Consider the following 11,385-nt stretch of genomic DNA (forward strand, 5'->3'; position numbering starts at 1 on the left):
TGGAAGCCTGATGAATAAGTATTCTTCGGGCTTATTTTTTATTAAAAAAACTAAAAAACTTCATACATTTACTTGCATATACGCAAGTAAGGTGATATAATATAATTAACAAAGAACAAGGAGGTGAAAAGCATGTGGAATACTTACTAACAACAATAGCCGTACTTACTAGCTTGGTTACGATTCGGAAATTCTGGCATGAAGGTACGAAATCGAAACTGGAAGCTGATAAGATACGGCTAGAAAACAGAAGAAAGAGACGAGGGGCATAACCCCTCTCTCATCTTCAACTTAAGTATAGTATACCACATGTATATTATGAAAGTTTTAATTTCAATACTCATTGTGTCATTGGTCGTGTTAATTGCTGTTTATCTAAGAAAACTGTATTGGGATAGTAAAGTTGCTAAAGCAAAAAGAGGTGAAAAGGATTGAAGGAAGATATTCGGAGGCTAATTAATTCTCATATTACTGGTTATAAAATTCATAAAGAGACTGGAATATCTGAAAGTACCATATCAAGAATCAGAAATGGAAAAATTGAATTAGGGAGCATTTCGTTAGACAATGCGATTAAATTACATGAGTTCTATAAAAAGCACAAAAATGAAATATAGCGCACTTGCGTTTTATAAATTCATGTTATTAGGAGCGACTGCAAAATGAGCAATCAAACAGAAGCGAATAAGCGTTGGCAAGCGAAAAATAAAGAGCATGCAAAATATCTTAGTAATAGATCACGTACACGCAGTTTTATTCGTAATCAAGCTACATTAGAAGATTTAGAGGAATTAAAGCAGCTTATTAGAGAACGCGAAGAATTACTAAAGAGTTGAGTCTCTCTATTTGGGAGGCTCTTTTTTTAAACGACCATAACCGTCAGGAGAACTCATGTTCTTGTGACGTTAAAAAATTAACCCATGCAAGATGGGTCTATAACAATATAGTGATGATTTTAAACAGGTTGAAGGCCACTGATTTCCTCTGGCTTTATATTATGGATAGAACATAAATCACGTATTACTTCCAGAGCATACTCCTTCCTAGCTTTTCGCGAGTGACTCTCTGACCAGCTTCCATTATCTTGATCTATTGAGTATGCACGACTTAAACCAGGTAAAATATCAAGATAAAACTTTAACAATATAAACTCCTCATTGCCGGATATTCCTTCCGGTACCTCATTTGATTTAGTGATTAAACTTCTTTTTTTATCTATTGTTAGAGAAGAATCAGTATTTAAGCAGAAATTAACACGTATAGAATTTTCATATGTAAGATTAAAATCAGATTTATATACTAATTGATTTATTCCCAGAGCGGTCATATTAGATAATTCACTAGTTGACTTTGGACCCGTACCCCGGGTATCATGTTGTTTTCTATCAGAATATCTTCCTATACCTTCAACATCATTTATTTTTATTACTCCATGAGGCGTAGTTAGGTTTTGTTGCTTTAAGTATTTATAGTACATCCAATAAAAGAATTCACTGGATAATTGATATTGCGGAAGAGGAAATTCTACTTTACCCCATTCCTTCTTTTTACGCTCTCTATAACCTTGTCCCATTAAGACAGATTTAATCTTTACATCATTCTTACTTCCAAATACTATAGCGTATACCTTTTGAAAATATTCGAAGAATATTGTATTAACTTTATGAACCTTTATTCTCCTATCCCTTGGTAGTAACTTAGTACGCTCAGGATCAATATAAGCATCATTTTCAGGAATAGGTACTTCTATGATTCCAACATTACTAAAATACCTAACAACTTCATTTTCCTTTTTATTTGCGGTACTAAAGCACTTTATTTCGGATGGTTTTTCCCAGCAATGGTTTAGACTTATATCATTTATAGATAAGTCATCCTTTCCCTCTAAATAATGAATTTTTTCAGAATAATCCATAGAATGCATTAAACCTATGACATCCTCTAAAGACATCATATTGTCTAAACCCCATATCTGAGTGTGTAAAAATCCATTAGCCAAAACTAATCCCCCTTGTTTCTGTAAAATTCTATTTTGAAATCTTGTGGTTTCCAGTTTATCAGGAACTCCAAGAATTTTGCTCTCTTTTCTCTATCTCTATTTAAAATCAATATAGGATTAATAATTACCGTCGTATCGTCACTAAGGAATAATTCCTTTACGTCTCTCGGGTCTTTAATAAAGAATTGTATTTTTTTGACTAGAGTTGCATCATTAGAATGAGTCGAAATCTCTTTTAAATAATCCGATATATCAATCATAAAACCTGAACCATCTACTAATGGAACAATTTCTTTTTTTAATGATTCGTCTTTTGCTTGCAGATAAATTTCCTTAGGATTACCTTCAATTAAAATACTAATATTCTTATTCTTTAAGTACTTATATAGGAGATAATTCCAGCTACTTCCCCTGGTAGTTTCCATATACAGTTCAATAGTTCGACTATCTAAGCCTGTATCATTTAATACGTACTCACAATTATTCTTTCTTGTAACCTTATTGTATTGTTTAACACTCATCTTCACTGGGCGTTTATAAAATTTGGGGATAAAATTAATAATTGCTGAAACAAATATAATTACTCCCATAAATACGAAGTCATATATTTTATTTTGAAAATAAGTGCTTCCTTTTTGATTTGAAAATAATACGAAAAAAATAGTTGCCTGTAACAATACATTCGCAAAAGGTAGAACTAGTGTTTTCAACTTAGTTCCACCTCTCTAGTAAGTCCTGCTAAATGTTTAATAAAATTATTATCCAAGATTTCGTTAACTTCTTGCTCATCTTTTGTAATGTCTAATTCAGCTAATCGAGTCATTCTAAAGATACCATTCTCAAAAAATATCTCTAAGCTATTAATATCATTACCATTCTGTTTATACCATTTTAAGATATCTATTATCTTTGTATAATCTTGTTCTAAAATACCTTTATCTAATTGATCCTTCATTTCGGGATCATATTTTGAATTATTAATCTCCACATTTAATAATCTTGCCTTTATTTGAGGAATCTTCTCAATCACGTTAATAAATTTTTCCTGTTCAACCTCAAATTCTCGTAGATAGTACTCTTTTTCTAGATTTTTTCTAGCTTGAATAGGGAACATGTCGGTATCAATGGCAATAACTGTTGAATTAGGTAGGTAATAAATACCCTGTTCTTTAATTTCCAAAAGACTTTTAAGTTTTTCATCAATTGTTTTATATAGAAAAAGAACTTGTTTTGCCAAACCTACCACCGCCCTTATTCAGAAAATTTAATCAATAAATCCCCTATATAAAGTATATAATAAATGTTTATATTTGTGAAAAGAAATATATTATAATTTGTGTGTATTTGAATAATAATAATATAGAACGTTTGTTCTGTAAAGTATAAAAAGCCCTCCTGTTTCGCAAGAGAGCTTTAATATATTTACTCCACGTCTTTGATAAATACCCAAGACAGAATCTCTTTTAATAGTACACGATCAGCTTTAACTTGCTGTATCGTATATGTTTTACCCTTTACCCAATTAGGGATACTCTCACCTGTTGCATACTTAGTGGCAGATTTTTTAACTTTGACCTTACCATTTACTTTTAACGATGGCTTAGTTGCAGCCTTTTTGCTATTACTAGGCAGCTTAATCTTTTGACCAGGTACAATCAAGTCGCCACTTATATTATTTAAACTCTTTAAAACGTTAACAGTGGTATTATATTTTTGAGATATGCCCCAAAGGGTGTCTCCTTTTTTTACTACGTGTACACCACTTGTGCTTTCAACTTTACTCTTAGATTTCTTCTTCAAGCCAAAATGAGCAGCAATGGCATCAGCTAGCGCCTTCCCTGTACGGTCTAGTACACTGTTATCACGCAATTTCTTAATATCGATGGTAGAATCCATAAATCCACCTTCAATTAAAATTGCTGGCATGTTGGATTCACGAAGCATATGGAAGTTAGCTGATTTAATACCGCGATCTCGTAATCCCATTGCTCTTACAATTGCTGGATGAATCTTCTTAGCTATAGCAAGACCTGTAGAAGAACCAGGATAATGATAAGTTTCTGTTCCAGTCCAATTACCCCATTGACCTGTATTCGCATTGTGATGATAAGAAATAAGGATATCTGCCTTCTGACTGTTTGCCTTATTTGTTCTTGCTGTTAAGGATACATCTGTCTTGCCTGTAGGGTCATCTAAACGAATTACTGTTACATTGTCATACTCGTTTAGATATTTGGTAGCTGCAGCTACTACTTTACTGTTGAATGACCACTCACGTTCCCCATCCGGAGTTCTTTTCCCCGGTGTATTCATACCATGTCCTGCGTCTAATGCGATTTTAACCATGATTATTTATCCCCTTTACTATTTAGTGTATCTACAGCCTTTTTGAGTACTGCCGGTATTGGCAAGTTAGTTCGCCCTACCGTCTCAAGAATCGATAACAATTCATTTGCCAAATAAAAGAAGATGACCGCATCTCGAATAAGATGGCCATCTCCTAAAATTGAATCTATAGCGTGTGCTACTGCTACTAGTACTAAAATTGTTACCTTTTTAGCAATACCTCGAAATCCTTTTTTACTGCTTAATTCCCCAAAGCTTGCAGCTACAAGTACTGCTAAGATGTAATCAATTGCAATAAATAATACAAGTGTTTGAATCAAGACTGACCATCCTCCCCATAAAAAAGAGGCTAGTCCGCCCCCTACTCCTACGATGATTTTAATAAAGTTTTCCAATTGTTTTCCTCCTATTTTTTGGCATAAAAAATAACGCTTATTCAGCGTTTTCTGTATCCTCTGATTCAGTTCCTGCTATCTTTGCAAGTACATGATCTCTAATCACATCCGACAGCCTGTTTTCCGCGCCTGCTATAAAATAATCCATTACTGGCATTGTAAAACTACCATCAACATTTAATACAATGTTGGGTATGCTGGCATCGTCTTTGCCGCGATAGTTAACTAATCTGACCTGTACACCATCTTCTGTGATATTGCGTGAGCTTGTCTCCGAAAATTCGTATTTTGCCATCATGCTTGCTCCTCCTCTGTTTTACTTACTTCAACTTCCTCAAAAGCTTCCACCAAAATAAAATGCGCTTCTGCTTCTTTCCCGACAAGTTCCTTGTCATAGTCGTTAACAAGCTTTTCAACTGTTCTTAATGCAGATTTTAAATTAACATCATCAATTACAAAATACTCTTCATATAACGCATCTTGTTGCTTTTTAAACTCTTTCGCATCTTCCATTACAAATCTACCATTCTCGTTTTGCACAACGTTGTCATCTTCATCTTTTTTAGCATATTCTTTGAGTAATTCTAATTCTTCTTCTCCCACCCCCTTATTGCGTTCTTTTAATGCATTAACAATTCGCATACGATGGATATTTTTCTTACCCTTTGCTGTAATTGTATTTAATAAAAAATCTGCAACGTCACCTAAGTGTTTGTTTTGTATTTTAATCATGCTACTCTCTCCTCTAATTTTTTGATTTTGTTTTGTAAAATAGTGACTTCATTTCGAAGCAACTGATTTTCAACTTTTAGCCAATTAATTTCGTCATCTACCTTTTTGTCCAATTCTTGCACCGCTTTAATAGTAGGCGCAATAAGTTGTGTCTCTTTTAAGTTAAATAAGCCATCTTCCCCAACACCTATAATGGTGTAGTCATCAATATCAACATTAAACATGTGCAACGAGCTTATTACCTCTTGTGCTATAAAACCAAACTGTAAAGGGTTTTGCTCTTCTTCAGATGGTTTCTGCTTTAACCTAAACTCTCTCGTAGTTAGCGAGTTGATAAAGTCTAAACCTAATTCATTAGAAGCAATATCCTCTTTTGCCCTTTTATCAGATACTTTTACAGGATCGTTACGTAAATAAATGTTACGTATAGCGTTAGTTGTTGAATTACCGCCAATTTGATAATTGTAATCTTCTCCATACATACCCCTAAAGGTAATATCAGCCCCACTACCACTATAATTAGTCTCAATAAACCAGCCACTACGATTGTTATAATAGTTTTGTATGTTAAATGCCTGCTTACCTTTAATTTGATATAAAGGACCAACGGAATAGTCGAACGAATTACCACCTATCATCGTGATAGTTGGATTGCCGTTAAAATCATAAGTGATGCCCTTATCCCAACCAACTGCCCTATTTCTCATTTGGAAAATAAAGCCGTTAACACTATTAGCAGCATTGTCTGTACCTGTTGCGGCTGTAGAGTTAGCTATAAACCCACTAAAATACTGCGATAAACTGTTCAAATTGCTTGCACCTGTAGTACCCAAATATACAAATGGATACCTGTTACCAATACGATCACCTACACCTATACCTGCTGAGCGTGTTAAATTATCTGTGCTGTCATATTTGCGATAAGTTAGCGTGTTCCCTGCATCCTCAAAATTTATCTGTGCTCCATTAGCAATTGTTATAGCTGCATTTTGCATACGTAAAGTACCAGTATTAAGGTTTAAGTCCATATTATCGTTACTACTTAATAACCTTCCTGCTGTCACTGTACCTAAATTAGCACTAATGGCGGACAAACTTGCAGCATTAATTTTATCTGCATTTACACTAGCTATTTTTGCACTTGTAACGGCTAGGTCATCTATTTGTGCTGTCCCAACTACCGCTGTACCTAATTTAGCTCTTGTTATGGCTGCATTTTCGATGTGGGCTGTTTTGATGATTCCCTCATCGATTAAGGACAATCCACTAAGGTGTATTAAATTACCTTGTATTCGTACACCCTCTTTTGATAGGTTAATAGTTGCTACAATATCATCAACATTAACTTTAAGCTCTATTTTGTCTGCTAATTGACTTATTTCGGACGACATGACTGTCATTTGACTTTCAATATCTTCTGGGGCAGGTGTCCAGTCGGTGGCTTTGTTGCCTTTTTCGAGTTTTACCCTATCTACATAAATACCATCCGTAGGAGAGTTCACATAAAAACTAAATGCATTCGTCGATGTAATATTTGGCGTAAAAGTGTGGGAGTATTGCATATAATCATCACTATTAATAGTTACAGTAGTTAATCCGCCACTTACTCCCTCTTGTCCTATCCGCATCGTTCCGAAACCTTTCGCCCAAATGGTGACAGTGTAGACCTGTCCTTCTAGTGTTTGAGGTCTATAATTCTGATGAATATAAAACCCGCCTGATGCCTTGCTTGCGCTTGTTATTTTTATAACCCCATCTTCAAATGATACTGTACCATCAAACGATGTAGAGCTATACAGTACGTATCCTATCGTTCCATTTGAAAAATCACTGTTTCTAATTAAATTCCTGCCACCAATCTCCAAATCGTCAATAGCACCTCTAACATACGTAGCATCTACCTTGCTACTAATTTGTCCTGCTTGTATTTCTAATTGTGCATTCAAATCACTTAACTCTCTAGTATGTGTAGTAACAGTACTCCTAACAGATGATACGTCAGTGATAATGCCATCTGCTTTAACGTCTAATGTGGTTATATCGCTACGTATTGAGGTAATATCGCCTGTTAAGTTGTTTATGGTTACCTCTGTATCGCCGACTCTTGTTGAAATACCATCGATAGTTAGGTCTAGTTGTGCCATTTTATTGCTGTAGACTGTTAAATCGACCTTATCCTCTGGAGCAGGGGAGTAATCTGACGGTTTATTACCTTTTTCTAGCATTATATTTGGTATCTCATCTGCCTGATTTGATAAATATATAAAGCCCCATGTTACATTACTAGGTACAGTAAGGTAAACGAGTTTATTCGATGCGCTGTCATCTCTAAAAGCTCGGCTTACAGGTATTGAACCTACAGTTGGCTCCTCGTCAAACCAATAAACGCCCCATCTATTATTAGTAGATTCAGTACGCTGTAAAACCCATTTTTCACCCTCAGAAACCTTAAATGAAAAACCTCTGTATGGGCTACCTTGTACTAGTACATTTGAGCTTGCCCAGGCTAAATTATTTATTCTTCCCCTTACAAAATAGTTCCTACCACCAATGTTAATGTTATCAATCTCTTGATCAATTAAACTATTGGTCTCTGTCTTGGTGTAAACCTCAGTTCTTTCAGCTTTAGCGGACAAACCGTCTGCAAGTGCTGTTATTACTAAAGACTGTTCATAAACTGTATCATCTAAATTCCCTAATTCTGTTATGGTAGTAGATAATTTACCATCAATCTCATTAACATCTCGTACTATTGTTGTTACTGTGCCTTCTATATCTTGCGTGCGTTCTAACAAATTGTTAATTTCGGTATTTACATCACCAATGCGGTTGTTTAAATCATCTGTAATTCTATCTTCCACTATTTTTATTTCTTGGTCTGTATACTCTTTTGCTTGTTGCTCTAGCATATCTTTTGCATAATCTGATATTTGGGGGAAATCTACCCCTCCATCACCAATAATTTTGGATATGTCATTTAAATCTCTCAACCTAGCTGCTAAGTCTGGGTTAAATAAAATTTCATCAGATATTACCCGATGTGTTGTAGCACTCACCTGTATTGACCAATCACTTGGTGTACCTTGATAATTGACTGCTCTTACTCGGTAATACCAGACTTGGTCTGTGCCTACTAAATGCGAAAAGGTGCTTGTTTGTTCTCTGGATAACAGGTGCTGGCTATCCGGTACAAAATCTTTAACAGGAGAGCCATAAACCTCATAGTGTTTAATGTAAATCTCGTCTGCATAATCCCAGTACAGTTGAATTACTTGGTGACCACCCTCTGCTTTCAAATTGACTGGAGTGGAGGGTTTAATGTTTGGATAGCTGTCATCAGAAACTTTTGCAGGTCTACCAGAAATTCTTTGGACTTCGTTTTCTAGCTCATTGAGGCGATTATCTTCCAAGTTTAAAAACTGACCCATCTCAACTACAGCAGTATTGTCGGGGTCTAATAAGTCATACTCAATTGCGATGACTCTAGTTTGTATCTCAATTGGTCTTGCAAAATATCTATCTAGTGCAATTGCTGTATCACCAAGGCTAACCTTATCGTCAAAAAGATCAACAGATAGGCGGTAATTAACCTCAGGTTCCTGTGCAGTCTGTAGGTGATTCCATGTATGCCAAAGTAATTCTTCGGGTTCCTCGATATCATGATTACTGTATTGCCCTTTGCGGTGGATTAATTCTCCATCTTTTAAACGGCCATATTTTTGTAATGCTTTTGGATCACCAACCCACTTTTGACCTTTTGGTTTATCAACAGGATCGCCTTTAGCCACAGACCATTCTACATCAGCAAAATCAATATAGCGTGTATTACCGCCTCCATCTGTCTCTAGGCTTGCTCCCCAGCCATACATAGCCGTTTTAGGGTAGCTAATCACTGTACGCTGAATCTCCGTGATGTTATGGTCAATCTCGAATCTTTGACCATGATCCTTACCTAGACGTTGTACGAGCTTAATCTTACGAGCGACAATGTTATTTTCTTCATCAAACTCCACAACATCTTTAATATCACCGCCCCATGTATTACGGATTTTCCATATTGCATCAATAGAGTACAGCCTATAAAAGTTAGTACTTGCTAAACCAAGGCTTACTTCTACTTCACCTATATATCGGGTGCCTTGTACAGCTACATTTAATGCTGTTTGTGCTTCTACATCCGTAAAACGACGATCTTCTATCACATTGTCACTTAATTCATCTACAAAATTAGGAATGCAAGTTGCAGTTGTTTGTGGACCATCATTATTGTCTAGGTCGTCTAGTTCCTTAATAACATAAAGTCTAAGATCACCATCGCAATCCCGAAAGACCACTTGATTTTCCTCTTTTACAAATTGTGCGTTTTCAGAGTCTGCTTCTACAGTAAATAAAAAGGGCTCGGTAGGTACCTGGTTCAACTCTTCGCGAACCGGTGCACCAACAAGCCCTGTATCTTCTGAGATTATCGTAAGTAAATTGTCGTCCTGGTCAAAAATGTATAATTCTGCCATGTTTTTCCTCCTTTCTTTCAAAATTAAAAGCATCCTAATAAGGATGCCAATTAATACTTATTAAAGCTCAGGTATTTCTTTTAAATCTCTTACAACTTTCATTTGAATTGGCACACCCTTCGTCTCGCTTTTAAGATGAAACAGTATAGCAGTGTGATTGCCACTTACATTCTTTTTAAATACTAACTTAACTTTAAATCCTTTCTTAATACCTTGTAAAGTATCGATTGAGAATGCATTTAAAGTTCTATTTCTATCCAGCTCTACTTCTTTAATGAATTTTGTTCCAAACATGGTTCCGTCATCTTTTTCCAAAGAAGCCTGATTTTCATTTAAATCGGTAAATATGATAAACTTTCCGTTTGGTTCATAAAATCTTTTTACAGTTATATAAAAATGCAACTCATAAGAACTCACTTCGTGAACATAAGATATCAAATTATTGAATGTAGGATAATCTTTTTCTTTTTCTGCCCCAGAGACTATATCCATAATTTGCTTAATTGTAACTTCCATTCCCTGGTTATATAAATCCAAATAATTCAAAGCAGAAATTATAGTAGGTGGATTAACATTGTCTGCTCTTACAGGAATAAATTTAATTTCTCTTTTGCTTTTCTCTCTTAATGCCGAAGTCCACTCCATCGTAACCATTTCACTTTTTAAGCTATTTTCCGTAATTATGAAAAAGAAGAACTCACATTCTAGGATACCTTCGCTCATTCTACTAATAATATTTTCGCCTGGTTTTATCGACCAATCATCATAAAACACTTTGTCTTCTCCATAATTTTCCTCTAAAGCACGAGCGATTTCACCTACAAAATCTTTATCTTTGTGTTGATGACTAATAAAAATCATTTACTACTCTCCCATCCCTTATTATATAATTCTATCAAATACTTTTAATAGAACAGTGTCAAGGCATTTGGAGAGAATAAATATTTACTTTGGTATTGAATATTGACATTCAGTTGAGCTAATATACCTTCCATCATCCAATTTAATTAAAGTTAAAAAAGGATCTTCACGATCATCCCTTATCACAGTACCTCCAATATAATTTTTCGTGTCATAATTGAAACATACCTTTGTTCTTTTGTTTAGAAAATCACCTTGTCTCGGGTAATTACTGCCTGAAATATTTTGATGGACTCCCATTCAATAATCCCTCCTAATAATATCTTTCATCATAAATTAGTGTGCATACATGACTTGCCACAATCTCCATTTGACCAGGTTCTAACTCTACAAAATGACTACTCATGCTCACAGCACTTCTTAAATCATTCCCATTTAAATATACTTTACGTCCTACATAATCAATCTCTAGCATGTCACCAGCAATAAAGTTATAGTTTAGTAGGATATAAAGTCCGTTTGATGATTCCAGTGTAAATCT

14 protein-coding genes are annotated in these 11,385 nt (G+C 35.0%); 3 read left to right on the forward strand and 11 right to left on the reverse strand.

What is annotated here, in order from left to right; translation table 11 throughout:
• The first annotated feature begins 134 nt into the window (after nucleotides 1–134).
• From AAIB49_RS18450 to AAIB49_RS18460, 3 genes are all read left to right on the forward strand, one after another.
• Nucleotides 135–272 (forward strand): hypothetical protein, encoded by a 138-nt coding sequence (locus tag AAIB49_RS18450; RefSeq protein WP_343458901.1) that lies wholly within the window; start codon nucleotides 135–137, stop codon nucleotides 270–272.
• 159 nt (nucleotides 273–431) lie between these two features.
• Nucleotides 432–617 carry a helix-turn-helix domain-containing protein gene (locus tag AAIB49_RS18455; protein WP_343458902.1) on the forward strand — a complete coding sequence of 62 codons (186 nt, stop codon included), beginning with the start codon at nucleotides 432–434 and terminating at the stop codon, nucleotides 615–617.
• Nucleotides 618–662: 45 nt separating this feature from the next.
• The gene (locus tag AAIB49_RS18460) at nucleotides 663–836 is read left to right on the forward strand and encodes a hypothetical protein (RefSeq protein ID WP_343458903.1); all 174 of its coding nucleotides are present in this window, start codon (nucleotides 663–665) and stop codon (nucleotides 834–836) included.
• Nucleotides 837–955: 119 nt separating this feature from the next.
• Here AAIB49_RS18460 and AAIB49_RS18465 read toward each other — a convergent pair whose 3' ends face one another.
• The 11 genes from AAIB49_RS18465 to AAIB49_RS18515 all read right to left on the reverse strand — a co-directional run.
• Nucleotides 956–1,999: a hypothetical protein gene (locus tag AAIB49_RS18465; RefSeq protein ID WP_343458904.1), complete on the reverse strand. Its 1,044-nt coding sequence runs from the start codon at nucleotides 1,997–1,999 to the stop codon at nucleotides 956–958.
• Between the two features lie 2 nt (nucleotides 2,000–2,001).
• Nucleotides 2,002–2,709 carry a hypothetical protein gene (locus AAIB49_RS18470; RefSeq protein ID WP_343458905.1) on the reverse strand — a complete coding sequence of 236 codons (708 nt, stop codon included), beginning with the start codon at nucleotides 2,707–2,709 and terminating at the stop codon, nucleotides 2,002–2,004.
• On the reverse strand, nucleotides 2,706–3,236 hold the full coding sequence (locus tag AAIB49_RS18475; protein ID WP_343458906.1) for a hypothetical protein: 531 nt from the start codon (nucleotides 3,234–3,236) through the stop codon (nucleotides 2,706–2,708). Before AAIB49_RS18475 ends, AAIB49_RS18470 begins: the two co-directional genes overlap by 4 nt.
• 185 nt (nucleotides 3,237–3,421) lie before the next feature.
• Complete coding sequence (locus tag AAIB49_RS18480) at nucleotides 3,422–4,345, reverse strand: N-acetylmuramoyl-L-alanine amidase family protein (protein ID WP_343458907.1); 924 nt, start codon at nucleotides 4,343–4,345, stop codon at nucleotides 3,422–3,424.
• A 2-nt stretch (nucleotides 4,346–4,347) separates the two neighbouring features.
• Nucleotides 4,348–4,740, reverse strand: coding sequence for a phage holin family protein (locus tag AAIB49_RS18485; RefSeq protein WP_343458908.1), 393 nt, complete (start codon nucleotides 4,738–4,740; stop codon nucleotides 4,348–4,350).
• Nucleotides 4,741–4,777: 37 nt separating this feature from the next.
• Nucleotides 4,778–5,038 (reverse strand): hypothetical protein, encoded by a 261-nt coding sequence (locus AAIB49_RS18490; RefSeq protein ID WP_343458909.1) that lies wholly within the window; start codon nucleotides 5,036–5,038, stop codon nucleotides 4,778–4,780.
• The gene (locus tag AAIB49_RS18495; protein ID WP_343458910.1) at nucleotides 5,035–5,472 is read right to left on the reverse strand and encodes a hypothetical protein; all 438 of its coding nucleotides are present in this window, start codon (nucleotides 5,470–5,472) and stop codon (nucleotides 5,035–5,037) included. The genes AAIB49_RS18490 and AAIB49_RS18495 overlap by 4 nt, the downstream gene beginning before the upstream one ends.
• Complete coding sequence (locus tag AAIB49_RS18500) at nucleotides 5,469–9,983, reverse strand: phage tail spike protein (protein ID WP_343458911.1); 4,515 nt, start codon at nucleotides 9,981–9,983, stop codon at nucleotides 5,469–5,471. Before AAIB49_RS18500 ends, AAIB49_RS18495 begins: the two co-directional genes overlap by 4 nt.
• 60 nt (nucleotides 9,984–10,043) lie before the next feature.
• Nucleotides 10,044–10,844 carry a toll/interleukin-1 receptor domain-containing protein gene (locus tag AAIB49_RS18505; RefSeq protein WP_343458912.1) on the reverse strand — a complete coding sequence of 267 codons (801 nt, stop codon included), beginning with the start codon at nucleotides 10,842–10,844 and terminating at the stop codon, nucleotides 10,044–10,046.
• Between the two features lie 84 nt (nucleotides 10,845–10,928).
• The gene (locus AAIB49_RS18510; protein ID WP_343458913.1) at nucleotides 10,929–11,144 is read right to left on the reverse strand and encodes a hypothetical protein; all 216 of its coding nucleotides are present in this window, start codon (nucleotides 11,142–11,144) and stop codon (nucleotides 10,929–10,931) included.
• Nucleotides 11,145–11,157: 13 nt separating this feature from the next.
• The coding region (locus tag AAIB49_RS18515) for a phage distal tail protein (RefSeq protein ID WP_481857895.1) at nucleotides 11,158–11,385 on the reverse strand (228 nt) is incomplete at its 5' end.

Source organism: Ornithinibacillus proteolyticus, from assembly GCF_039581225.1.
Taxonomy (GTDB): domain Bacteria; phylum Bacillota; class Bacilli; order Bacillales; family Amphibacillaceae; genus Ornithinibacillus; species Ornithinibacillus massiliensis.

What these genes read in the sequence shown, in the direction of transcription:
- AAIB49_RS18505 (WP_343458912.1), bottom strand. Translation starts at nt 10,844, where the DNA reads ATGATTTTTATTAGTCATCAACACAAAGATAAAGATTTTGTAGGTGAA.
- AAIB49_RS18460 (WP_343458903.1), top strand. Translation starts at nt 663, where the DNA reads ATGAGCAATCAAACAGAAGCGAATAAGCGTTGGCAAGCGAAAAATAAA.
- AAIB49_RS18480 (WP_343458907.1), bottom strand. Translation starts at nt 4,345, where the DNA reads ATGGTTAAAATCGCATTAGACGCAGGACATGGTATGAATACACCGGGG.
- AAIB49_RS18490 (WP_343458909.1), bottom strand. Translation starts at nt 5,038, where the DNA reads ATGATGGCAAAATACGAATTTTCGGAGACAAGCTCACGCAATATCACA.
- AAIB49_RS18500 (WP_343458911.1), bottom strand. Translation starts at nt 9,983, where the DNA reads ATGGCAGAATTATACATTTTTGACCAGGACGACAATTTACTTACGATA.
- AAIB49_RS18495 (WP_343458910.1), bottom strand. Translation starts at nt 5,472, where the DNA reads ATGATTAAAATACAAAACAAACACTTAGGTGACGTTGCAGATTTTTTA.
- AAIB49_RS18510 (WP_343458913.1), bottom strand. Translation starts at nt 11,144, where the DNA reads ATGGGAGTCCATCAAAATATTTCAGGCAGTAATTACCCGAGACAAGGT.